This window comes from Streptomyces sp. NPDC035033 (assembly GCF_040636735.1).
In the GTDB taxonomy this organism is placed as follows: domain Bacteria; phylum Actinomycetota; class Actinomycetes; order Streptomycetales; family Streptomycetaceae; genus Streptomyces.
This window is the reverse complement of sequence record NZ_JBEZUZ010000079.1, coordinates 1-24,562: the sequence shown is the minus strand read 5'-3', so window position 1 is coordinate 24,562 and position 24,562 is coordinate 1. Positions and strand designations below refer to the sequence as shown.

The following is a 24,562-nucleotide window of genomic DNA, read 5'->3' as shown; positions in this document are numbered from 1 at the left end:
TTTCCGCGCGGCCGGGGTCGCGGCGCGGTTGGCTCTTTTCGAACGCTTACGATCCTCTGTTGTGTCCAAACTGACCGACGTGCCCAAACGGATCCTCATCGGGCGGGCCTTGCGCAGCGACAAGCTCGGCGAGACCCTGCTCTCCAAGCGGATCGCCCTCCCCGTCTTCGCCTCCGACCCGCTGTCCTCGGTGGCGTACGCGCCGGGCGAGGTCCTCCTCGTCCTCTCCGTCGCCGGTCTGTCGGCCTATCACTTCAGCCCGTGGATCGCGCTGGCCGTCGTCGTCCTGATGTTCACGGTCGTCGCCTCGTACCGGCAGAACGTGCACGCGTACCCGAGCGGCGGCGGCGACTACGAGGTCGCCACCGTCAACCTCGGGCCGAAGGCCGGACTCACCGTCGCGAGCGCCCTGCTCGTCGACTACGTCCTCACCGTCGCCGTCTCGATCTCCTCCGGCATCGAGAACCTCGGCTCCGCGATCCCCTTCGTCGTCGAGCACAAGGTCGCCTGCGCCGTCGGCGTGATCGTCCTCCTCACCGTGATGAACCTCCGGGGCGTCAAGGAGTCCGGCAGCCTCTTCGCCATCCCGACGTACGTCTTCGTCTTCGGCGTCTTCTGCATGATCGCCTGGGGCGCCTGGCGCGGTATCGTCCTCGACGACACCATGAAGGCCCCGACGGCCGACTTCGAGATCAAGCCCGAGCACCAGGGCCTGGCCGGCTTCGCGCTGGTCTTCCTGCTGCTGCGCGCCTTCTCCTCCGGCTGCGCCGCCCTCACCGGCGTCGAGGCGATCTCCAACGGCGTCCCCGCCTTCCGCAAGCCGAAGTCGAAGAACGCCGCCACCACCCTCGCGCTCATGGGCGGCCTCGCCGTCACCATGTTCTGCGGCATCATCTTCCTCGCCATGGCCACCGACGTCCGGATGGCCGAGAAGCCCGCCCACGACCTCCTCCACAACGGGGTGCCGGTCGGCGAGGACTACGTCCAGGACCCGGTCATCTCGCAGGTCGCCGCCGCCGTCTTCGGCGACGGGACGTTCTTCTTCGTCCTGCTCGCCGCCGCCACCGCGCTCGTCCTCTTCCTGGCCGCCAACACGGCGTACAACGGCTTCCCGCTGCTCGGCTCGATCCTCGCCCAGGACCGCTACCTGCCGCGCCAGCTGCACACCCGCGGCGACCGCCTCGCCTTCTCCAACGGCATCGTGCTCCTCGCCGGCGCCGCCGCCCTCCTCGTCTGGATCTACGGCGCCGACTCCACCCGCCTGATCCAGCTGTACATCGTCGGCGTCTTCGTCTCCTTCACGCTCAGCCAGGTCGGCATGGTCCGGCACTGGAACCGGCACCTCGCGACGGAGCGCGACCCGGCCAAGCGCCGCCACATGATCCGCTCCCGCGCGATCAACGCCTTCGGCGCCTTCTTCACCGGCCTCGTCCTCGTCGTCGTCCTCGCCACCAAGTTCACCCACGGCGCCTGGGTCGCCCTCCTCGGCATGGTCATCTTCTACGTGACGATGACCGCGATCCGCCGCCACTACGACTCCGTGGCCGCCGAGATCGCGGCCGCCGAGGAACGCCCCGACGAGTACGTGCGCCCCTCCCGGGTCCGCTCGATCGTCCTCGTCTCCAAGCTCCACAAGCCCACCCTCCGGGCCCTCGCCTACGCCAAGCTCATGCACGCCGGCGAGCTGGAGGCGCTCACCGTCAACGTCGACCCGGCCGACACGAAGGCGCTGAAGGAGGAGTGGGAGCGGCGCGGCATCAACGTGCCGCTGAAGATCCTCGACTCCCCGTACCGCGAGATCACCCGCCCGGTCATCGAGTACGTCAAGAACCTGCGGCAGGAGAGCCCGCGCGACGCCGTCTCGGTCTACATCCCCGAGTACGTCGTCGGCCACTGGTACGAGCACCTGCTCCACAACCAGTCCGCGCTCCGCCTCAAGGGCCGGCTCCTCTTCACCCCGGGCGTGATGGTGACCTCGGTCCCGTACCAGCTCCAGTCCTCCGAGGCCGCGAAGAAGCGGGCGCGGAAGCGGCAGGAGTGGAACGCGCCGGGCTCGGTCCGCCGCGGCCCCGTCGAGAAGGTCCGGAAGGAACCGGCGGCGAAGAGCAACTAGACTGGTGGGCTGCTGTCCGAACAGCAGCCCACTTCTCTTTCTCTCCCAGGAGCCCCCGATCATGCAGAACACCCCTGTGACGTCCCTGATCGGGGAGGAGTACGAGGTCGAGGTCGGCCCCGTCGCCCACGGCGGGCACTGCATCGCGCGTACGGAGGAGGGCCGCGTCCTCTTCGTCCGCCACGCGCTGCCGGGCGAGCGCGTCCGGGCCCGGGTGACCGAGGGCGACGAGACCAGCCGCTTCCTGCGCGCCGACGCCGTCGAGATCCTCGACCCCTCCAAGGACCGCATCGAGGCCCCGTGCCCCTTCGCCGGCCCCGGCAAGTGCGGCGGCTGCGACTGGCAGCACGCCAAGCCGGGCGCCCAGCGCCGGCTCAAGGGCGAGGTGATCGCCGAACAGCTGAAGCGGCTCGCCGGCCTCACCCCCGAGGAGGCCGGCTGGGACGGCACGGTCGTCCCCGCCGAGGGCGACAAGCTCCCGGCGGGCGAGGTCCCGCAGTGGCGCACCCGCGTCCAGTACGCCATCGACCCCGAGGGCCGCGCGGGCCTGCGCAAGCACCGCTCGCACGAGGTCCAGGTCATCGACCACTGCATGATCGCCGCGCAGGGCGTCTCGGAGCTCGGCGTCGAGGCCCGCACCTGGGAGGGCATGGCCGCCGTCGAGGCGATCGCCGCCTCCGGCTCGAACGACCGCCAGGTCATCCTGACCCCCCGCCCCGGCGCCCGCCTCCCGCTCGTCGAGCTCGACAAGCCGGTCTCCGTGATGCGCGTCGACGAGAAGGACGGCGGCGTCCACCGCGTCCACGGCCGCGCCTTCGTCCGCGAGCGCGCCGACGAGCGCACCCACCGCGTCGGCAGCGGCGGCTTCTGGCAGGTCCACCCGAAGGCCGCCGACACCCTCATGAAGGCCGTCATGCAGGGCCTCCTCCCGCGCAAGGGCGACACCGCCCTCGACCTCTACTGCGGCGTCGGCCTCTTCGCCGGCGCCCTCGCGGACCGCGTCGGCGACCAGGGCGCCGTCCTCGGCATCGAGTCCGGCAAGCGCGCCGTCGAGGACGCCCGCCACAACCTGGCCGGCTTCCCGCGCGTCCGCATCGAACAGGGCAAGGTCGAGTCGGTCCTCCCGCGCACCGGCATCACCGAGGTCGACCTCATCGTCCTGGACCCCCCGCGCGCCGGCGCCGGCAAGCAGACCGTCCGCCACCTCGCCGGCCTCGGCGCCCGCCGCATCGCCTACGTCGCCTGCGACCCGGCCGCCCTCGCCCGGGACCTGGCCTACTTCGCCGACTCGGGCTACCGCGTCCGTACCTTGAGGGCGTTCGACCTGTTCCCGATGACGCACCACGTGGAGTGCGTGGCGATTCTGGAGCCGGTGAAGTAGGGGGTTTGTGGGTGGGGTCGGCCGGGGGGAACTGCCGGGGGGATGCCTCGGGGGGTTCCTCTTCGGGGGGCGGGGAGGTTTTAGCGTGAACCTGCCTTCGGTGTGGTCGATGGGGACGGGTGGGTATGGCTGGAGAAGCGGTTCGGGAGTTTCCTTCGGTGCTTCCCCTGGGGGAGCCGTGCTCGGTGCCGGGGGAGTGTGCGGTCGTGCGGCGGACGGTGCGGGTGGCCGGGGGCGTGGGGCGGCGGCTGGTGGAGCGGCCCGGGTTGCTGGTCGCGGCCGTGGGGGTGCTCGCGGGGCGGTACTGCGACAGTGAGGGGTTCCGGCTCGGGGTGCGGTGGGGCGAGCGGGCGGGTGTCCTGGACGTCGCGCTGCCGGCCGGGCTGGTCGTCCGGGAGCTGTGCGACGCCGTCGAGGCCGGGGTCGTGGCCGGCGGGGAGCCGGACGCGGCCGGGGGGCCGCGGGTCCGCTGTGTTCCCGGCGGGGTCGTCGGGGCCGTGGCGGGGGACGAGGTGGTGTTCTCCGGTGAGGCCGGTGCCGAGGGGTACTCCGTCTCCCTGGAATGTCATGAGCATGCCTTTCGGGGCGGGTTGGGTGAGCGGGTGCTCGGGCACCTCGCGCATCTGCTGGAGCAGATGACCGACGATCCCGAGCGGGCGGTCGAGCGGCTGCGGGTGCCCGACCGGGCCGAGCAGGCCCTGCTGAGCGGGTTCAACGAGACGCGGCGGGACTACCCGCGGGACGCCTCCCTCTACGCCCTCTTCGCCGAGCAGGCGGCCCTGCGGCCCGGGCACGCCGCCGTGCGGTGCGCGGAGGAGACCGTGACCTATGCCGAACTTCTGCGCCGGGCAGAGGAGTTGGCCCGCGCGCTGCACGCTCGGGGCGTGCGGGCCGGCGACCGGGTCGCCTTCGTGCTCGACAAGTCGCCGCGCGTGCTCGTCGCCATCCTCGCCATCCTGCGCCTCGGCGCCGCCTACGTACCCATCGACCGGTCCGCCCCGGCGAACCGGCGGGACTTCCTCCTCGCCGACAGCCAGGCCGGTCTGTTGCTGGCCGAGGCGGGCGGCGTGGGGGAGGCGCCCGTGCCCGTGGTGGAGGTGGGTGACGTGGGGGAGGAGGAGGGCCCGTTGCCCTCTTCGGGGGCGGTGGCCGGGCGCGCCGCCTATGTGATGTACACCTCCGGGACCACCGGGCGGCCCAAGGGGGTGCTCGTCGGGCAGCGGGCCGTGCTGCGGCTCGTTCTCGGGGCCGACTACGTGCGGCTCTCCGAGTCCTCGGTGATCCTCCAGACCGGGGCCCTCGCCTTCGACGCCACCACCTTCGAATTCTGGGGCGCGCTCCTCAACGGCGGCACCGTGGTCTTCGTCCCCGAGGCCACCGTCCTGAACGCGGCCGAGTTGAAGGGGGCGATCTCCCGGTACGGGGTGAACACCCTGTTCCTCACCACCGCCCTCTTCCACCAGCTCGTGGAGCAGGACCCCCGCGCCCTGGCCGGGTGCCAGGTGCTCTTCGGCGGTGAGCTGCTGTCCGCCGGACACGTCGAGCGGGCCATGGACGCCTGCCCCGACAGCACCTTCGTCCACGTGTACGGCCCCACCGAGAACACCACCTTCTCCGTCGCGCACCCCCTCACCCGGCGCCCCGCCGGGCGGGTCCCCATCGGGCGGCCGATCGCCAACTCGACCGCGTACGTCATGGACCGGCACGGCAACCCGCAGCCGCTCGGCGTGCCCGGAGAGCTGTACGTGGGCGGCGACGGGCTCGCGGAGGGGTACCTCGGACGGCCCGAGCTGACCGGCCGGGCGTTCACGCGCGGCGGCATCGACGGCACCGAGCGGCTCTACCGGACCGGCGACATCGTGTGCTGGACCGGCGACGGGGAGCTGGACTTCCTGGGGCGGGCCGACCACCAGGTGAAGCTGCGCGGCTTCCGCATCGAACCCGGCGAGATCGAGCGGCAGCTGGTGCTCCTGGACGGGGTGCGCGAGGCCGTCGTGCTGCTGGAGAAGCGGGAGGGCGGGGCCGCGTTCCTGCGCGCCTACGTCACCGGGGACGCGCCCCTCGACCACGGCGGGCTCCGGGACGCCCTGCGCGCCGAACTGCCCGAGTACATGGTGCCGTCGTCGTTCGTCCAGGTCGACGCCATGCCGTTGACCCGGAACCAGAAGATCGACCGTACGGCGCTCGCCGCCCTCGCCCCGGCGCGGGCCGCCACCCCCGCCGAGCCCGGCCGGCGGCTGCCGCGCACGGAGCGGGAGGTGCTGGTCGCCGGGGTCTTCGCCCGGGTCCTCGGCGTCGAACGGGTCTACCTCGACGACGACTTCTTCGACCTCGGCGGGCACTCGCTGCTCGCCATGCGGCTCTGGAGCGGACTGCGGTCCGCGCTCGGGGTCGAGATCGAGCTGCGCCAGATCCTCGACGCCCCGTCCGTCGCCAAGCTCGTGGCCGGACTCGACGGCGGGCCGACCGGCGGCACCGTACGCCCGAGGCTGGCCGGCCGGGCGACCTGACCGAGCGCGCGGTCCGCTTCGGGTGTGCGGCCTGCTCCGAACGCGTGGCCTGTTCCGATGCCCGGCGCAGAGGTTGTCCGCCGGGCCGAGAGTTTCCTTCTGATGGGGAGTGGTGTGGGTGTTTCCTCTGTCCTCCGCGCAACAGCGCCTGTGGTTCTTCAACCAGCTCGAAGGGCCCAGCGCCGCCTATAACGTGCCCGTCGTCGTCCGCATCGGAGGGGACCTCGACGTGGCCGCCCTGGAGGCGGCCCTCGGTGACGTCGTGGAGCGGCACGAGAGCCTGCGGACCGTCTTCGTCACCGTCGGCGGCGAGCCCCGCCAGCGGGTGCTGTCCGCCGACGAGGCGCGGCCCGTCTGCCCGCCCGTGGACGTGGACGCGGAGCGGGTCGAGGACGAGCTGCGGGAGCTGGCCCGGCGCCCCTTCGACCTGGAGCGCGACCGGCTGCTGAGGGTGCGGCTGCTGCGGGCGGCGCCCGACCGGCACGTGCTCGCCCTCGTCCTGCACCACGCGGTGTGCGACGGCTGGTCGATGACCCCGCTCCTGCGGGACCTCGCCGCCGCCTACGCGGCGCGCGGCGGCGGCGGCGCGGCGCCCGCCTGGGAGCCGCTGCCCGCCCAGTACGCGGACTACACCCTCTGGCAGGCGCGGCTGCTCGGCGACGAGAGCGACCCCGAGAGCCTGGTGAACCGTCAGCTCGCCTACTGGACCGAGGAGTTGCGCGACCTTCCCGAGGAACTGCGGCTGCCCTTCGACCGGGTGCGGCCCCCCGTCGCCAGCCAGCGCGGCGGCGAGGCCGGCTTCGCGATCACGCCGCAGGCGCACGCCGCCCTGACCGGGCTCGCCCGGGAGACCCGCGGCACGCTGTTCATGGCCGTGCAGGCGGCCGTCGCGGCCCTGCTGTGGCGGCTGGGCGCGGGAACCGACATCCCCCTCGGCACGCCCGTCGCCGGCCGCACCGACGAGGCCCTCGACGACCTCGTGGGCTGCTTCATCAACACCCAGGTGCTCCGCGTCGACGTCTCCGGCGGACCGACCTTCCGCGAGCTGGTCCAGCGGGTGCGGGAGACCGGCCTCGCCGCCTACGAGCGGCAGGACCTGCCGTTCGAACGCATCGTGGAAGCCCTCAACCCGGTCCGCTCCCGGGCCCGGCACCCGCTCTTCCAGGTCGGCGTCGAACTCCACGGCGGGGACATGACCCTCCCCCTCGCCGGACTCGACACCGAGGTCGGGCTCCTCAAGTCGGGCGTGGCCCGCTTCGACCTCTCCGTCGTGCTGCGCGAACCGCCCGGCGGCTCCCCCGACGGTCTGGACGGGACGCTGGAGTACGCCACCGACCTCTTCGACGCCCGCACCGCGCAGACCCTCGCGGAACGGCTCGCCCGGTTCGTCGACGCCGTCGCGGCGGACCCCGACCGGCCGCTCGCCGACATCGACGTCCTCACCCCCGGCGAACGGGAGGCGCTGCACCGCGCCGCCGACACCGCCGCCGAACAGCCGGACGTCACCGTCATCGGCCGCTTCGAGGAACAGGCCGCCCGCACCCCCGACGCCACCGCCCTCGTCGCCGGCGACGTCCGGCTCAGCTACGCCCAGCTCAACGCCTGGGCCAACCGCCTCGCCCACCACCTCCTCGACCACGGCATCGGCCCCGAGAGCCTCGTCGCCGTGGCCCTGCCCCGCACCGCCCCCGCCGTCGTCGCCTGGCTCGCGGTCGGCAAGGCGGGCGGCGTCTACCTGCCCGTCGACCCGCAGAACCCGCTCGAACGGATCAGGACCGTCCTCGGCGAGGCCGCGCCCGCCGCCCTCGTCGCCACCGAGGCGCTCGCCGCCGACGTGAAGGACGCCGCGCCCTCCTGCCTGCTGGTCACCGAGCACCGGCAGCCGCACCGCCCGGACCACGACCCGACCGACGTCGACCGCCCCGAACCGCTGCTCCTCGACCACGCCGCGTACGTCATCTTCACCTCCGGGTCCACCGGACGGCCCAAGGGCGTCACCGTGCTGCACCGCGCCCTCGCCAACCTGTGGGAGCACCACACCCGCGTCACCTTCCCGCCGCCCGCCACACCGGAGGCGCGGCTGCGGGTGGCCCTCTCCGCCTCGCTCGCCTTCGACACCTCGTGGGAGGGGATGCTGGCCCTGACCGCGGGCCACGAACTGCACCTCCTGGACGAGAACCTCCGCCGGGACCCGGCCCGCATGGTCGCCCACCTGGCCGCGCACGGCATCGGACAGCTGGACGTCACCCCCAGCTTCGCGCAGCAGCTCCTGGAGGAGGGGCTGCTGGACGGCGACGCCGCCCCCACCACCCTGATGCTGGGCGGCGAGGCGGTCGGCGAGGCACTGTGGAGCCGGCTGAGCGACGTACCGGGCACGACCGTCTACAACTACTACGGGCCCAGCGAGTTCTGCGTCGAGGCCACCGGCTGCGCCCTGCACGAGCACCCGACCGCCACCATCGGCCGCCCCCTGCGGAACTCCCGCGTCCACGTCCTCGACGAGCGGCTGCGGCCGGTTCCGCCCGGGGTGGTCGGCGAGCTGTACCTCGCGGGTGCCAACCTCGGCCGGGGCTACCTCCACCGGCCGGGACTGACCGCCGAGCGCTTCGTCGCCGACCCGTTCGGGGCGCCGGGGGAGCGGATGTACCGCAGCGGCGACCTCGGGCGCTGGACCCCCGACGGGCACCTGATCTTCGTCGGGCGCGCCGACGGACAGGTCAAGCTGCGCGGCTTCCGCGTGGAGACCGGCGAGATCCAGGCGGTCGCCCTCGGCCACCCGACGGTCGGGGACGCGGCGGTCGTCGTGCGCGAGGACACACCGGGGGACCAGCGGCTGGTCGCGTACGTCGTCCCCGCCAAGGGCGCCCGCGTCGACACCGCGGCCCTCCGCGCCGACCTCGCCGGACGGCTCCCCGACTACATGGTCCCGGCCGCGTTCGTCGTCCTCGACGCGCTGCCCCTGACCCGCAACGCCAAGCTCGACGAACGGGCGCTGCCCGCCCCCGAGTACGCCGCCGAGTCCGCCGGCCGCGCGCCGGTGACCGAGCGGGAGAAGAGCGTCGCCGCGCTCTTCGCCGAGATCCTGAAGCTCGAAACGGTCCACCTGGACGACAACTTCTTCGAACTCGGCGGCCATTCGCTCTTCGCCACCCGCCTGGTGAACCGCATCAGGACCGAACTCGGCCTGGAGGCCGACCTGATGGCCCTCTTCGAGAACCCGACCGTCGCGGGGGTCGTGGCGAGCCTGGAGAGCGGCGGCCCGGCCGGGGCCCGCCCGCGGCTGACCCCCCGCGCCTGACCCCGAGCCGGACGAGGAGACGAGACCACCATGACCCCCGAGATCGACGCGTGCTTCGCCGCCATCAGGGCCGAGCACGGGGCGGACTCGCTCGACCGCGTCGAGGAGATGCTCCGGCCCAGGCGCCGCAGCGAGCACCGCCACCCCCTCCAGGCCGCCGCCAAGTGGGTGCTGCCGGGAATCCCGCAGCTCCCCTGGCACGACCCGTACGGGCACCCGGAGATCCTGCCGCTCGTCAAGGCGCTGGAGGCGGCGCACCCGCGGATCAAGGCCGACCAGGAGCGGGCCTGGGCGTCGAGCCGGGAGCGGTTCTCCGACTACGAGCACTACCTGGTCCGGCAGCGCGACTGGCAGGCCCTCTACCTGTACCGGGACGGGCGGCTCGCCGAGGACGCGGCGCCGCTCGCCCCCACCGCGTACGCCGTGCTGGAGGAGCACGCGGTGGCGACCGGGCTGATCTGCCCGCTCCTCGAATCGCACTTCTCCACCCTGCTGCCCGGCGCCGCGATCGCCCCCCACTGCGACCTATGGAACTTCAGCATCAACCTCCACCTGGCCATCGACATCCCCGACGGCGCGGGAATCCGCGTGGCCGGCGAGACCCGCGCCTGGGAGGAGGGCAAGTGCCTGCTCTTCGACTACTCCTTCGAGCACGAGGCGTGGAACGACGGCGACCGCACCCGCACCTGCCTCCTGGCCGACCTCTGGCACCCGGACACCACCCCGCCCGAACGGGCCGCCCTCACCGTCCTCATGACGGAGATCCAGCGCATGATGGCCTGACCCGAAGGACCCCCCGACCATGACCGAGACCACGGCACTCGACCACGTCGACCTCGCCGACCCCCAGCTCTTCGCGGACCCCGGCCACCACGCCCTCTTCCGCCGGCTGCGCGACCACGACCCGGTCCACTGGAACCCCGAGGGCGCCGAGCCGGGGTTCTGGTCGGTGACCCGGTACGAGGACTGCCTGGCCGTCCAGAAGGACTCCGTCACCTTCAGCTCGGCCGGCACCAACGTCCTCGGCCAGCAGCGCTGGACCGGCGACGAGGGTTCGGGCCGGATGCTCACCCACACCGACGGCAGACGCCACACCGAACTGCGGCAGATGGTCAACCAGTCCTTCACGCCCCGGGCCGTCGCCAGACTCGAACCCTATCTGCGCTCGGTCATCGGCCACTGCCTCGACCGGGCCCTGGAGGAGGGCGAGGTCGACTTCGTCGACACCGTGGCCCTGCTGCCCGTCGCCTCCATCGCCGCCCTCCTCGGCGTCCCCGAGGAGGACTGGGAGCTGCTGCTCGGCCTGACCAGCGCCGCCTTCGGCTCGGCCGACCGGGAGCTCCAGACCTCCCCCGACGCCCGGGTCAGCGCGGCGGTCGCCCACAGCCGGCTGCTGCTCTACTGCCAGGACCTCATGGACCAGCGCCGGGCCGCGCCCCGCGACGACCTGGTCACCCGCCTGGTCGAGGCCCAGCGGGACGGCCGGCTCGACGAGGAGGACGCGATGCTCTTCTTCGACCTGCTGCTGCTCGGCGGGAACGAGACCACCCGGCACGGCGCCGTCGGCGCGCTGCTCGCCCTCGTCGAATCCCCCCGGCAGTGGAAACTCCTGCGCGCCGACCGGGGGTTGCTGCCTTCCGCTGTCGCGGAGGTCCTGCGGTACGTCTCGCCCAGCAAGCACGTGCTGCGCCGCGCCGAACGCGACGTGGAGCTGCACGGCAGGCGGATCGAGGCCGGCCAGGACGTGGCGATCTGGCACTTCTCGGCCAACCGCGACGAGCGCGCCTTCCCCGACCCCGACGTCTTCGACATCACCCGGAGGCCCAACGCCCACCTCGCGCTCGGCTCCGGCCCCCACTACTGCCTCGGCGCCTCCCTCGCCACCCTCGAACTGAGCCTCTACCTGGACGAGTTGTGCAATCGCGTCGCGTCGGCGACCGTACTCGAACAACCCGCCCTGCTCGCCACCTCGGTCATCAACGGCTACAAACACCTCCGGGTGCGGCTGACGCCCGCGTGACCGCCCGGCGGTCACCAGAAAGGAACACCTGTGGAAGGCCAAGCCTCCGCGCCGCCCGAAGCCGAGGTGCGAGAGCCCCGTTCGCTCCTGCGCAACAAGCACTTCCTGCTGTTGTGGGCGGGCCAGACGGTCGGTGAACTCGGCGCCCGCATCACCACCGTCGTCGTCCCGCTGGTCGCGGCCACCACCCTGCACGCCAGCGCGTTCCAGATCGCCCTGCTGACCTCCTTCGCATGGCTGCCGTTCCTCTTCTTCTCGCTGCCGGCCGGGATCCTCGCGGACCGGCTCGACCAGCGGAGGCTGATGGTCGGCTGCGACCTGGGCCGGATGGCGCTGATGACCTCGGTGCCGGTCGTCGCCGCCGTCGGCCGGCTGCCGCTGTGGTACCTCTACGTCGTCGTCAGCGCCTCCGGCATGCTGTCCGTGCTGTTCAGCGTGGCCTACCGGGCCCGGATGCCGGTCGTGGTCAAGGCGCACCACCTCGCCGACGGCACCGCCAAGCTGGAGACCAGCCGCGAGTTCGCCGAGTTCACCGGACCGGCGCTCGGCGGTCTCCTCGTGGACCTCGTCGGCGCCACCCGTGCCTTCCTCGGCAACGGCCTCGCCTACCTGGTGAGCGCCGTGACCCTCTGGTTCGACCGGACCCCCGCCGCCGACGGGGCCGAGGACGGGGCCGGGGCGCCCAAGGAGCGGGAGCCGCTGCGGAAGGAGGTGACCGAGGGCCTCGCCTTCATCCGCGGCCGGCGGGAACTCCTCGCCATCCTGGCCTGCTCGGCCACCTCCAACTTCTTCGTGATGGCGGTCAGTTCGCTGGGCGTCACCTTCATGGTGCGGGAACTGGACGCCGACTCCTGGATGGTGGGACTCGCCTCCAGCATCAGCGCCGTCGTCGGCATGGTGGTGGGCCTCGTCGCCAACCGCACCATCCAGCACCTCGGCACCGCCCGCGCGATCCGCCTCGCCATGGCCGTGCCGGGGCCGCTGTACCTGCTGATGCCGCTGGCGCCCGCGGGCTGGGGCTTCGTCCTGTACGGCTGCGGCCTCGCCGCGTTCTCCGTCAACGCGGTGCTCTACAACGTCGCCGCCACCTCCTACCGGCAGCGGATCACCCCCGAACACCTGCTGGGCCGGGTGAACGCCTCCTTCCTGTGGATCTGTTACGGCGTCATCCCGCTCGGCGCGCTCTTCGGCGGCGCCCTGGCCGCCTGGTTCGGGCTGCGGACGGCGCTGCTCGTCAGCGTGCTGGGGATGTGGAGCGCGGCGCTGTTCGTGGTCTTCTCCCCGCTGCGGCGGATGCGGGACCTGCCGGAGGAGTGACGGCCGCGCCCGGCCCCGTACGGATACGGATACGGATACGGAACACGGGCCGGGGAGGCGGAGACGGAGACGGGGGCGGGAAGCGCCGGTGCCGAAGGGCCGGTGCTTCCCGCCCCCGTCCGCGTTCTCCCGGCCCCGGTCGCGCCCGCGTCCCCGCGCCTCCGACCCGTACGCGGGCCCGCTCCGCCGGCGTTCCCGCGCCGCCTCGGAGCGGGGGGAACGCGAGGGGAACCGGAAGGGAACGGTCTGCGGAATGCTCGACCGCGTCGGAAAGAGAACGCCCCCACGGCTGAGGAGTTCCATGAAGAGCATCGCCATCGGAAGGATCGCCGCCGCGGTCGCCGCCGCCCTGGCCCTCGCGGGAGGCACCGCGTGGACCACCGCCGACGCCCGGTCCGCCACCACCACCACCACCACCGCCGCCGCCGGCGTCGCCGGAGACCTCACGGGTGACGTCGTGGGCGGTGGGGAGACCTCCGACCCGTCGCCCGTGTGAGCACCCGCCCGTGCCGCCCCTGAACCGGAGCATCGAACTCGTCGAGCGCACCTGCGGTCCCGTCCGCGCCGAACAGTTCCGCATCCGGGAATCGGCGCTCCGACCGCTCGCGCCCGGCACGGCCCTGCTGGAGAACGTGTACCTGCTGATCGAGCAGGACGTGGTCCGGCTGCTCACCCGGGGCTGGCAGCTCCACATGCCGATGCCGGGCGGCGCCGCGATCGGCCGCGTGATCGCCTCCCGCACCGCCGCGCTGCCCGTCGGGACGCTCGTCCGGCACGTCACGGGCTGGACCACGCACACCCTCGTGTGGGCGGGCCAGCCCGGACTCCGGGTCGTCGAGGCGACGGCCGGGCTCCCGGTCACCGTCCACCTGTCGGCGCTCGGCGCCGCCGGGGCGACGGCCTGGCGGGGCGTCTGCGACGTCCTGCGGCTGCGGCCCGGCGAAGTCCTCTACGTGGCCTGCGGCACGGACGTCACGGGCAGCCTGGTCGGCCAGTTCGCCCGGCTCCGCGGCGCCGGACGGCTGCTGGCCGGCGTCCGCGGGGCGGAGGCGGCACGGGTGGCGACCCAGGTCCTCGGCTTCGACGAGGCCTACGACATCCTGGAGTCGGCCGCCCTCGGCCGGCTGGCCGGACCGTCGGCCGGACGGGTCGACGCGGCCTGGGTGGACCTGGACGACGCCCACGTCGCCGTCGTGGCCGACTCCCTGCGCCCGCACGGCGGCAGGATCGCCCACACCACCCAGCGGGTCAGGCCCGTCGGCGCGGTGATGGGCCCCCGGCCGGTCACCCGGGAGATCGTCGCCGGCGGCGCCCGGGTGGTCGTCCACACCTACTTCTCGGAGAACCACGGTTCGCCCCGCCGGGCCCTGGAGGCACAGGTCCTCCGGCACCTCGCGGCGGGACGGATCACCGTGAACGAGACGATCGTCGACGGTCTCGATCACGTCGTGGGGGCATTTCTGGCGACCCTGCGCGGAGAACTCACCGGCGCGGTCATCGCCCGGCTCGCCGACGGATGACCCCGCCGCGCGAGACGACCGGACTTCACAGGAGACGGCATGGGGAACGAGACGACGGAAACTTCCAGCGCCACCCGCTTCGGAGCACTCCTCCAGGAGTTCCGCAAGCGCAGCAGCTACACCCAGAGCGAGCTGTCCGGCTTCTCCACCGTCAGCGTCCGGGCCATCCGCAACCTGGAGCTCGGGCAGGCGAAGAACCCGCGCCGCGAGACCGTACGCCTCCTCTCGGACGCCCTGCGGCTCGGCGGCGAGCAGCGGGCCGCGCTCCAGCTCGCCGCCGGCCTCGGCGTGCACGACGTCGCCTTCGACGACCTGCCCCCGCTGCCCCACGCCGGCGCCCGCCCCCTGCGGGGCAGGGAGGCGGAGGAGGCCCGGCTGCTCCGGCTCTTCCGCGCGGAGGGCGAGCGGCTCGCCGTGATCACCGGCCTCGGCGGCGTCGGCAAGTCCCGGCTGGCCCTCGCCGTGGCCCGCGCCCTCCAGGCCGAGGACGGCCTGGCGACCCTCTGGTGGAGCCTGCCGGACCCGGCGCGCCGGGACGGCGTGGGCGGAGGGGACGCACGGGGGCGGCGGGAGCGGACCGGCGCACCGCCGCTGGCCGGACTGGACGGGCTGCTCGCCGCGCACGGCGGCTCCGCCGCCGACGCCGTCCGGCTCATCGGCGACCGCCCGGTCCTCCTGGTCCTCGACGGGAACGACGGACACGACGGACACGACGGGCACGGCACGTACGGAGCGTCCGACGGGGCCGGGACGCACGGCGGACCCGGCCCGCGCGGTGCCCACGGCCCGTACGGAGGCGGCGGCCCGTACGACGGGGACGGCGCGGGCGGCGCGTACGGGCGCGGCGGTGGCCGGCCGATCGCGGCGGGGACCCTCCGGGCGCTCCTCGACGGCTGCCGCGGCCTGCGGATCCTCCAGACCTCCCGTACCGTACGCGACGGCCGGTGGCCCGGATTCCGGCTGCCGCTCCACCCCCTCCCCGTCCCCGCGCTCAACGCCGTGGAGGACCTCCAGCGGGTCGAGGCCGCCCCGGCCGTCGCCGTCCTCCTCGACCGGCTCGCGGACCTCCAGGCCGGATTCCGCCTCGACCGGGGCAACGCCGCCGACCTCCTGGAGATCTGCGCGCAGCTGGACGGACTGCCCCGGGCCCTGGAGTCGGCCGCCTCCTGGCTGGTGGTGTCGTCCGCCGCCGAACTCGTCCACCTGGCGCGCACCGAGCCGCAGGTGCCGGCCCGGGCCGTCAACGGCGGCGGCGACGCCGACTGGGTGACGCGGGCCCTCGACGACGCGCTGGCGGCGCTGGATCCGGCCGATACCGGTCTGCTGGCCGAGGCCGCACGCTGGGAGACTCCGTGGTCGGTGGGGCAGTTCGCCGACGAGCTCGGCATCGGACGCGTCCGGGCCGCGACCGCGGTGCACGCCTACCTCCAGTGCGGGCTCGTCCGCCGGATGCCGTCCGCCCACCACGTGGTCTTCGGTGTCGTCCACGTGATGCGGGCCCCGCTGCTCGACCGCCTGGCGCGCGACGACCGCCGGGGCCGGCCCACCGAGGGCCACCCCACTTCGGAAGGGAACGAGGAGAAGAGTCATGAAGCCGGAAACAGCGATCGGACTGCTCGCGGACTCGGCGCGGCTGCGGATCTTCTCCGCGGTCGTCCTGGGCGCGGCGACGCCGCCTGAGGCGGCCCGCGCCGCCGGCACCAGCGCGCGCGAGGCGGCCACCGCCCTGCGCAGGCTCCGGGCCGGGGGGCTCCTGGAGGAGGCCGACGGCCGGCTGCGCGTACCGGAGGGGGTCTTCGAGGCGTCGGCCCGCGAGGCGTCCGCCCGCGAGGAGCGCCCCGGGAACCCCGCCGAGGAGTTCGGCACCGGCGACCCCCGGCGCGACACCCTGCTGCACCACTACGTGCGCGACGGCCGGCTCCTCAGTCTCCCCGGACCGCTCCACCGCCGCCGCGAGGTGCTGCGGCACCTCGCCCTGAACTCCTTCGAGGCCGGCCGCCGCTACCCCGAGCCGGAGGTCAACGAGGTGCTGCGGGGCTGGGCCGGGCGCGCCAGGACCGACCACGTCGCCCTGCGCCGCTACGTGATCGAGCTGAACCTGCTCGACCGGAAGGACAGCGTGTACTGGCTCCGCGACGACATCTGGGCCGAGTTCCGTGTCTGAGCCGCGCTGGACCACCGTCGTCCGCCCCGCCGCGGGCGCGCCCCGGGCGCGGGTGGTCGTCCTGCCCCACTCCGGGTCCGGCCCCAACACCCTGCTGCCCACGCTGCGGCGGCTGCCCGGCGACCACGAGGTCGTGGGGGTCACCCTGCCGGGCCGGGAGCGGCGGTTCGCCGAGAGCTGCGCGGGCGTCGCCGACGACCCCGAGGGGGTGCTCCGCGCGGTGCTCGCGGAGCTGGAGGCCGCGCCGCCCGCGCCCACCGTCCTGTTCGGGCACAGCATGGGCGCCGTCTTCGCCGCCGCGCTCGCGGTGGAGGCCCCGGGCCTGTGCCGGGGGCTGGTGCTCAGCGCGTACCCGGGCCATCCGGCCGCCGCCGAGCGCACCGCGGAGTGGACGGACGAGGAACTGCTCGACGTGGTGCGCCGGGGCGGCGGCACCCCGGAGGAGGCCCTCGCCGAGGAGGCCGTCCGGGAGCACGTGCTGCGGGTGATGCGCTGCGACCTCACCCTGGAGCAGCGCTTCGCCGCGAGGATCGCGGCGAAGCGGCTGCCGGTCGCGCCCACCGTGCTCGGAGGGCTGACGGACCGGATCGTGACGCCGGAGGAACTCGACGGGTGGGCGTCCCGCGCGCCCGCCGGCACCCGGCGCCGGATCTTCCCCGGCGGCCACTTCTACCTGCTGGACCCGGCCCACGCGGACGCCGTGGCGGCCGAGACGGCGGGCGCGCTCGGCACCCCGGCCGATCAGGCCGGTCCCGTCGGTGTCGACGGGGGCGGGCGGCGCTGAGGGCCGTCACGCAAGGACTCACCCATCGAGGGAAGGGAGACGCCGGTATGCGACGCCCCAGGACAGCGGAGCCGCTTCCACCGCTCGCCGCCTTGGTCTACCGATGGTCACTGGACCACGGCGGCGTCTCCGCGGCCGACCGGCCGACGCTGGCGGCGGAGCTGGACGGCGCCGCGGAAGAGGTCGAGCGCGCGCTCGACGCGCTGCGGGCGCTGGGACTCCTCGTGCCGACCGCGGGCGCGCTCGTCCCCGCCAGCCCGGACTCCGCGGTGGCCGAGCTGATCACCCCCATCGAGCTGGAGATCAAGGAGCTGGAGCACTACGCGGGCGACCTCACGGCCCAGGTCCACTCGCTGCGCGCGATGTACTTCGAGAGCCGGCGCGAGCGGAACCGGCGCGAGGCCGTCGACGTCATCGAGGGGCAGGGCCGGGTCCGTTCGCTCCTCGACGCGTACGCCCGCCGCTGCACCTCGGAGATCCTCAGCGCCCACCCGGGCACCACGGCCCGCGCCGAGACCGAGGCCTGGCTGCCCCGGAGCCCCGGGCCCGAGCGGGGGGTCCGGGTGCGCACCCTGTTCCAGCACCCCGTCCGGGCCAGCCACGAGCTGCGCGAACTGCTCGACGAGCTGTCCGACGAGGGGTGCGAGGTGCGCACCGGCGACGAACTCCCCGACCGCATCGTGATCTTCGACCGGGAGACCGCGTTCCTGCCCAGCCGGGCGGCGCAGGGCGGCGCGGTGGTGGTCAGGGAGCCGTCCACGGTCGACTTCCTGCACCGCGCGGTCGAGCAGAGCTGGTCGACGGCCGTCTCCTACGAGGCCCGGACGGCGACCGCCGACCGCTACGGAAACGCCGGGGACGAACTGAAACGCGCCATCATCCACCTGCTCGCCGCCGGCGCCAAGGACGAACACATCGCACGCCGGCTGAGCATCTCCGTACGGACCTGCCGGCGGCACATCGCCGAGATCATGCTGGAGATGCGGGCGTCGAGCCGCTTCCAGGCCGGGGTGAACGTACTCCGCTCGGGGCTCCTGAGCACGGCGGGATACGGCGACGCCTTCACCGCCGACGACCCCCCGGGCCCCGCCGGCGGTCCGCGCGGCCTCGCCGGCGCCCCCGGTCTGGCCGACGTCGCGGGCTGAGCACGAGGGCGTACGGCTCCGGCTACGCCGGCAGTTCGTACACCCGGGGCGGGCAGCGCGAGAGCCGGGTGGCCGGCAGCCCGAGCTCCTCGTAGATCGCGCGGGCGCCCTCCTGGTGCTCGGCGGACGTCCGGATCCGGCCCTCGTGCTCGGCGACGGCCGCGAGCCCGGACCGCGCGCGGGCGCTCTCCAGCCGGTAGCCGGTGGCCTCCGCGTACTCCAGGGCGGCCGTGAAGCACTCCTGGGCGCGGGCCGCGTGCCCGAGCGCGAGGTGGACCCGGCCCGCGGTGCGCAGCGTGACGCAGGAGTGGACCGACGGGCCGCCGTCCAGCCGGGACAGCGCCTCGTCGACGCTCTCCCACGCCCGCCCCGGGTCGCCCTGCGCGATGTGCGTCTCGGCGAGCAGCACCAGCGAGTGCACCCCGGCCTGCGTACCGCCCATCCGCCGGTCCAGGCCCAGGGCCTCGGCGAGCCGCTCCCGGGCGGCCTCCGGCGCCTCCTGGCACAGCAAGGCGGTGGCGAGGGCGTTGAGGAGGTTGATCCGCGTGCTGGCGTCGACGGCGGTGTCGAGCCGCAGCGCGGACTCGGCGTGCTCCCGGGCGTCGGCGTACTCGCCCCGGATCGAGTAGAGCGTGCTCAGCGAGTTCCGCGCGGTGGCCTCCTCCTGCGGGGCCGGATGGTCGCGGAGCAGGGCCAGCGCCCGCAGCAGCACCGCCTCGCACTGGGCGTACCGGCCGGTGCGCTCATGGCAGACGCCCAGCCGGTTGAGGATGCTCACCTGCCCCGGCACGTCGGCGGCCGCCACGGCCAGGGACAGCGCCCCCTCCAGGTGGCGCACCGCCTCGTCGAACCGGCCGAGGCGCCACAGCGCCACGCCCACGTTGGTCAGACTGATCCGGATGAGGTGTCCGTCGCCCAGGGCGCGCGCCGCGGCGAGTCCGATGGCGGCGCTCTCCCGGAGCAGCTCCGCCGTGCCGCGCATGTGCAGGTAGAAGACGAGATTGCGGGCGATCGTGCTGGTCAGCTCGTGCCAGGGGGTGGCGGCGCCGGCCCGCAGCACGGCGAGCATGCCGCGCTGTTCGGCGTCGAACCAGGTCAGGGCCGATTCGACGTCGACGATGGTCGGCAGGCGCGCGGGGGCCGCCGTGCCGCCCTCGGCGGGTTCGGCGCGGCCGGGGAAGAGCTGGGCGCAGGCGATGTCGCTGACGCGGGCGAGGTACTCCATGAGCCGGGCCAGCGGCACGTCCGCGCCCTCCGGCCCGCCCCCGCCGTCCCGTACGCCCCGCCCGTCCCCTCCGGCCGCGGGGCCCACCGCGCCCACCGCGTCCCCCGCCCCGGTGCCCGCCGCCTCCGCCCCCTCCGGTGGCCGGGCGATCGCGAAGGCCCGGACGAGGTCGTGGAAGGAGTACCGCCCCCTCGCCCGCTGTTCGAGCAGGTGGTCGTCGAGCAGCGCCTCCAGGGCGTGCTCGGTCTCCATCGGACCGGTGCCGAGGACGGCGGCGGCCATGTGGCTGTCGAAGTCCCGGACCGGCAGGCTCGCCAGCTGCCTCAGCACCCGGCGGCGGCCGGCGCCGAGGGCCTCGTAGGAGGTGCTCAGGCAGGCCCACAGGCTCCGCTCGCCGCTGCTCAACTCGTCGATGATCCGCGACTGTTCGGCCAGCCGGTCGGCCAGCTCGCGCAGCCTCCAGTGCGTCCGGTGCAGCAGCCGCGCCGCGCAGATCCGCAGGGCGAGCGGCAGATGGCCGCAGAGCTTCGCGATCCGCCACGCCTGGTCCTCCTCGGCCCGCACCCTGGCCCGGCCGAGCACGCCCTCCAGGAGCGCGACGCTCTCGGCCGGCGCCAGCATGCCGGGCGACAGGGCGATCGCGCCGTCCAGGTCCGAGAGGCGGCGCCGGCTCGTGACGATCACCAGGCTCTCGGAGGAGTGGGGGAGCAGCGGGCGGACCTGCGCCGCGCTCACCGCGTTGTCGAGGACCAGCAGGACCCGGCGCCGGCTGGTCAGCGAGCGCCAGCGGGCGGTGAGCAGACCGGAGTTGGTGGAGAGGCTCTCGTCCGGCACGCCCATCGAACCGAGCAGCAGCGCCAGCGCCTCGTGCTCGGACATGGGGTGGGCGCCAGGGGTGAAGCCCTGGAGGTCGAGGTAGAGCCGGCCGTCGGGATAGAGCGCGGCGACCCGGTGCGCCGCGTGGATGGCGAGCGCGGACTTGCCCGAGCCGCCCATGCCGTCGATGGCGACGATCCGGGGCCCGCCGTTGCCGGCCGCCCCGCAGGGGGCCCCGGCGAAGGTCCCCGAGCCGACGGCGTCGAGGATGTCGAGGACCTGGTTGCGGCCGGTGAAGTCCGGCAGGTCGTAGGGGAGGGTGTTGATCTCGGGGGGCTCGGCCGGTTCGGCCGTCGTGATGTCCGGCGCGGCGGCGGGCCCGGCCAGTTCGGGGTCGCCCCGCAGGATGCGCTGGTAGAGCGCGGAGATGACGGGGCCGGGTTCGATCGCGTGCGACTCGTCGAGGACGCGGCGGAGCCGGTGGTACTCGTCGAGGGCCTCGGCCTGCCGGTCGCCGCGGTAGAGGGCCACCATCAGCTGGCCGCACAGCGTCTCCCGCGTCGGATGGTCGTTGACCGCCTCCCGCAGCGCCTCCAGCACGCCGTCCGACTCGCCGAGCGCGATGTGGACGTCGAAGAACTGCTCCAGGGCGGTGACGCGCTGCTCCTCCAGGGCGTCGGAGGCGGCCTGGAGGAGCCGGCTGCCGGGCTCGCCGAGCAGCGGGCCCCGCCACAGGGCGAGGGCGCTCGCCAGGTGCCCGAGCGCGCGCCGCTGCTGTCCGTCCCGCAGCGCCACCCGGGCGAGCGCGGTACCGGCCTCGAACCGGCCCTGGTCGACGGAGGCGTCGTCCAGGGCGAGCCGGTAGCCGGGGCCGACCGCGGTGAGCAGCCCCTTCAGGGGCGGCAGCCGCTGGCGCAGGTCCGAGACCATCTTGCGGATCTGGTGGGGGGCGGTCTCCGGGGACGCGTCGTCCCACACGCCCTCCACCAGACGGGCCAGCGGCACCACCTGGTTGCGACTCAGCAGCAGGTGCGCGAGGAGGCGCTCCTGGAGCCTGCCGCGCAGGCTCACCGGGACCCCGTCCAGCCGGCACTCCAGGGAGCCCAGAATGCGGAAGTCCAGTCCTGGATCTGACGTGTTCTCTAACACGAGCCCCCACAGCTTCCGCCTACGTCGGGTCGACGACGTCCGAGAAAGAGCGTAGGGATTCTAGTCTCGTGAAGTTGTTCTGCACAGAACTTTATGCGCGGAGCGAGCCGTGTGGCGAAACGTCTTCCTCCCGGTCGCGGTGCAGGTCGAGGCCGTTGACGCGGTGGACGCCCCGCTCGGAGCGGAACTCGAAGTCGAGCGCGGCGCGCGCCGCCTCGATGGTGCGGATGACCGATTCATGGCTGTCGCAGACGCCGGACACGGTGTCCAGCGTCATGGTCTGCGAGGTGCCGGACAGTTCGTCGCCGGGGCGCACGAAGTTCCGGTACGCGGTGACCCCCGGCAGCGCCCGGACCCGCTCCGCGCCGTGCACCCCCTCCAGCCGGCAGGGGTAGAGCGGGGCGAGGTTGTTGTACTGGAAGTGCACCCGGCCGCCGAAGTCGAACGGGCCCAGCCCCGGATCGCGGCCGAGCGCGATGAGCCCGGCCGCCCGCACCAGGTCCACGCCGACCGACTCCCGCGCCATCATGTTGACGTAGCCGGAGATGCGGCCGTTGATCTCGATGACCCGGGGCCCGCCGGGCGTGAGCTTCACCTCGGTGTGCGTCAGCCCGGGCCCGGTGCCCACGGCCTCCAGGGCGCGCGTGACGAGGTCGAGGATCTCCGCCTCCTCCGCGGCGGGCAGCGGACTGGGCCAGATCCGGCCGGTGCCGCGGAACGGCGGCATCACCGGCGTCTTCCCGGTGAGCGCGAAGTGGACGATGCCGTCCCGGGTGCGGGCGCTCTCCACCGACACGTAGTCGCCGAACGGGCCGCTGGGGCGGCCCTCGAAGAACTCCTCCACCACGAACGGCGACCAGCCCGCCTCCGCCGTCGCCCCGGTGACCGCCGCCCAGGCGGCCTCGGCCTCCTCGGGCGTGCGCATGCTGTACGTGTCGCGGCTGCACCAGCCCGTGACCGGCTTGACGATCGCGGGCAGCCCCACCGCGGCGAGCGCCGAGGGCCACGCCTCGGGCGTCTCCACCAGCCGGGTCCGGGTGCGCTCGACCCCCGCCTCCCGCAGGGCCCGGCGCTGGAGCGCCTTGTCGGTGAAGAGCCGCGCCGTGTGCGGCGAGTGACCGGGCAGCCCGCACGCGGCGCCGAGGTCCGCCGCGGTCCGGATCATGCCCTCGCTGAAGGTGAACAGGGCGTCCGGCCGCAGGGCGCGCACCAGCGCGGCGTCCCGCTCCGGCACCCCGCTCAGCGTCCGCACCTCGCCCAGCAGCTCCATCACCGGCCGCATCAGCTCGACGTGCGCGGAGCCGGGCGGCACCAGGAAGACGATCTCGCCCAGCTCGTCGAGGCCGCTGCCGATCTCGCCGGCCGGGACCGAGCCCGCGTCGTAGACGACCGCGAGCAGCGGCCGGGACCGGGTGGTGGTCATACGGAGACCTGCCCTTCGTGTGAGGCGGCGGGAACGGCCCGCCCGGCCAGTTCGGTCAGCGCGCCGCGCAGCAGGGCCGCGTACGCGTCGGCCTCGGCGGGGGGCACGAGGTCCGGGTCGAAACCGACGCGGACCTCGCCGGCGTCCCCGGCGAGCTCCAGGTTGACGTGGAACGGGAAGCTCGGCTTGCCCCGCCGCCACCGGCCGCGCACCTCCGGCCCGTCGGCCCCGTTCGTGTCCTGGTAGGCGTGGAAGTGCATGAAGTTGAAGACCACGTCGAAGGCCTGCCGGCCCAGCCGCTCCACCAGCCCCGCCTGCGGGTACGCCGCGTACGGGGCGCCCCGGCGCTCGGCCTCGGAGGCCGCCGCCACCAGCGCGTCCGCGTCGCCCGTCACGTCGTCGAACCGCACGGGCAGGGTGTTCAGGAAGAGACCGGCCGCCCGGTCCGCGCCCGGCACCGCGGGGCGGGTGTTGAAGACCAGCCCGGTGACCACGTCGTGCGCGCGGCCCCGCCAGCGGCCCAGGGCGCGGGCGTGCGCCGCGAGCGCCGTCGCCTTCACCGACGCGCCCCGGGCCCTCGCCGTACGGTGCAGTCCGGCGACCACGTCGGCGCCGAGCGGGAACGCGCGCTGCTCCCGGGCGTCCGGCGTCCCCACGGGCGCGCCGGGCGGGAAGAGCAGCGGCGGGGCCCCCGCCTCCCCGAGCCAGTGCGCCGCCGCCTCGGCCGACTCCGCCGCCTCCCGCTCCGCCCGCAGGAACGCCCGCTGCACCCCTGCGGCCGGCTCGGGCAGCGCGGCGTCCCGGCCGTCGGCCGCCGCCCGGTACAAAGCCGTCAGCTCCACCGCCAACAGGCTCAGGCTCCACCCGTCCACCAGCGCGTGATGGGCCGCGAGGACGACGTGGAACGACCCGGGCAGCACGACCACGCGGCAGCGCAGCAGGGTGGGGGAGCGCCAGTCGAGGAAGGTGCCCGCCGCCGCCCCCCAGGAGTCCAGCAGCCCCCGGGCCGCCGCCTCGTCGTCCGCCCGCACGACGCTCAGCGGCGGTTCGGCGCCGGCCCACACCAGCTGCGCCGGCACGGACAGCTTCTCGAAGTCGAAGGAGGTCCGCAGCGCGGGATGGCGCCGGGCCAGCGCGCCCAGGGCCGTGCGGAAGGCGCCCTCGTCGAACGGGCCGCGCACCTCCCAGCCGTCCAGCAGGCGGTACAGCGCCGGGTCCTGGCTGAGCTCGCCCAGATAGATCATGCCGGTCTGGAGCGCCGACATGGGCAGCGCCTCCTCGACGCCCTCCGGGACCGCGTCCCGGTCCTCGGGGGCGAGCAGCGCGAAGGGCCCCCCGTCCCCGGCGTCCCCGGGCTCCGCCCCGGCCGGCGCGTCGAGGACGACACCGGACGCGACGATGGCACGGACCGTCTGGTGGACGAGCAGGTCGCGCAGCGAGACCGGCAGCCCGCGCCGACGGGCCTCGGCCACCACCCGGACCGCGATCAGGGAGTCCCCGCCGCTCGCGTAGAAGTCGCTGTCCTCGTCGAAACCGCCCTCCGGCAGGTGCGCCCTGACGACGTCGAGGAGCACCCGCGTCGCGTCCGCCACCGGATCGCCGCCCGCGGCCGGGGCGCGCTCCCCCGGCCCGCCCGGTCACGGCGGCCCGCACCGCGGACTCCAGCAGCCGGGGCAGCTGGGAGGGGGAGGTCACGG

Annotated in this window: 16 protein-coding genes; 13 read left to right on the top strand and 3 right to left on the bottom strand. The window is 74.4% G+C overall.

What is annotated here, in order from left to right; all coding sequences use genetic code 11:
- The first annotated feature begins 61 nt into the window (after positions 1 to 61).
- From AB0E83_RS26840 to AB0E83_RS26780, 13 genes are all read left to right on the top strand, one after another.
- Positions 62 to 2,113: an APC family permease gene (locus AB0E83_RS26840; protein WP_362117007.1), complete on the top strand. Its 2,052-nt coding sequence runs from the start codon at positions 62 to 64 to the stop codon at positions 2,111 to 2,113.
- 61 nt (positions 2,114 to 2,174) lie between these two features.
- On the top strand, positions 2,175 to 3,494 hold the full coding sequence (locus AB0E83_RS26835; RefSeq protein ID WP_362117004.1) for a TRAM domain-containing protein: 1,320 nt from the start codon (positions 2,175 to 2,177) through the stop codon (positions 3,492 to 3,494).
- Positions 3,495 to 3,700: 206 nt separating this feature from the next.
- Positions 3,701 to 6,004, top strand: a complete 2,304-nt coding sequence (locus AB0E83_RS26830) for a non-ribosomal peptide synthetase (RefSeq protein WP_362117001.1) — start codon at positions 3,701 to 3,703, stop codon at positions 6,002 to 6,004.
- A gap of 118 nt (positions 6,005 to 6,122) precedes the next feature.
- Entirely contained in the window at positions 6,123 to 9,302 is a 3,180-nt protein-coding gene (locus AB0E83_RS26825; RefSeq protein ID WP_362116998.1) for an amino acid adenylation domain-containing protein, read from the top strand.
- Between the two features lie 30 nt (positions 9,303 to 9,332).
- Positions 9,333 to 10,085: an aspartyl/asparaginyl beta-hydroxylase domain-containing protein gene (locus AB0E83_RS26820; RefSeq protein ID WP_362116995.1), complete on the top strand. Its 753-nt coding sequence runs from the start codon at positions 9,333 to 9,335 to the stop codon at positions 10,083 to 10,085.
- Positions 10,086 to 10,104: 19 nt separating this feature from the next.
- Positions 10,105 to 11,322, top strand: a complete 1,218-nt coding sequence (locus AB0E83_RS26815; protein WP_362116992.1) for a cytochrome P450 — start codon at positions 10,105 to 10,107, stop codon at positions 11,320 to 11,322.
- A 30-nt stretch (positions 11,323 to 11,352) separates the two neighbouring features.
- Positions 11,353 to 12,639 carry an MFS transporter gene (locus AB0E83_RS26810; protein ID WP_362116989.1) on the top strand — a complete coding sequence of 429 codons (1,287 nt, stop codon included), beginning with the start codon at positions 11,353 to 11,355 and terminating at the stop codon, positions 12,637 to 12,639.
- Between the two features lie 301 nt (positions 12,640 to 12,940).
- Positions 12,941 to 13,135, top strand: a complete 195-nt coding sequence (locus AB0E83_RS26805) for a hypothetical protein (protein ID WP_362116986.1) — start codon at positions 12,941 to 12,943, stop codon at positions 13,133 to 13,135.
- A gap of 10 nt (positions 13,136 to 13,145) precedes the next feature.
- On the top strand, positions 13,146 to 14,159 hold the full coding sequence (locus AB0E83_RS26800) for a hypothetical protein (RefSeq protein WP_362116983.1): 1,014 nt from the start codon (positions 13,146 to 13,148) through the stop codon (positions 14,157 to 14,159).
- 39 nt (positions 14,160 to 14,198) lie between these two features.
- Positions 14,199 to 15,839, top strand: a complete 1,641-nt coding sequence (locus tag AB0E83_RS26795) for a helix-turn-helix domain-containing protein (protein WP_362116980.1) — start codon at positions 14,199 to 14,201, stop codon at positions 15,837 to 15,839.
- On the top strand, positions 15,748 to 16,323 hold the full coding sequence (locus tag AB0E83_RS26790; RefSeq protein WP_362116977.1) for a DUF2087 domain-containing protein: 576 nt from the start codon (positions 15,748 to 15,750) through the stop codon (positions 16,321 to 16,323). The genes AB0E83_RS26795 and AB0E83_RS26790 overlap by 92 nt, the downstream gene beginning before the upstream one ends.
- Positions 16,316 to 17,107, top strand: a complete 792-nt coding sequence (locus tag AB0E83_RS26785; protein WP_362116974.1) for an alpha/beta fold hydrolase — start codon at positions 16,316 to 16,318, stop codon at positions 17,105 to 17,107. Before AB0E83_RS26790 ends, AB0E83_RS26785 begins: the two co-directional genes overlap by 8 nt.
- Before the next feature lie 47 nt (positions 17,108 to 17,154).
- Positions 17,155 to 18,252 carry a LuxR C-terminal-related transcriptional regulator gene (locus tag AB0E83_RS26780; RefSeq protein WP_362116971.1) on the top strand — a complete coding sequence of 366 codons (1,098 nt, stop codon included), beginning with the start codon at positions 17,155 to 17,157 and terminating at the stop codon, positions 18,250 to 18,252.
- Between the two features lie 22 nt (positions 18,253 to 18,274).
- Here the strand turns inward: AB0E83_RS26780 and AB0E83_RS26775 are convergent, their stop codons facing one another.
- The 3 genes from AB0E83_RS26775 to AB0E83_RS26765 form a co-directional block, all read right to left on the bottom strand.
- The gene (locus AB0E83_RS26775; RefSeq protein ID WP_362116968.1) at positions 18,275 to 21,442 is read right to left on the bottom strand and encodes a BTAD domain-containing putative transcriptional regulator; all 3,168 of its coding nucleotides are present in this window, start codon (positions 21,440 to 21,442) and stop codon (positions 18,275 to 18,277) included.
- Positions 21,443 to 21,533: 91 nt separating this feature from the next.
- Positions 21,534 to 22,865 (bottom strand): hypothetical protein, encoded by a 1,332-nt coding sequence (locus AB0E83_RS26770; protein WP_362116965.1) that lies wholly within the window; start codon positions 22,863 to 22,865, stop codon positions 21,534 to 21,536.
- Positions 22,862 to 24,457, bottom strand: a complete 1,596-nt coding sequence (locus AB0E83_RS26765) for a condensation domain-containing protein (protein ID WP_362116962.1) — start codon at positions 24,455 to 24,457, stop codon at positions 22,862 to 22,864. Before AB0E83_RS26765 ends, AB0E83_RS26770 begins: the two co-directional genes overlap by 4 nt.
- Positions 24,458 to 24,562: the final 105 nt, after the last annotated feature.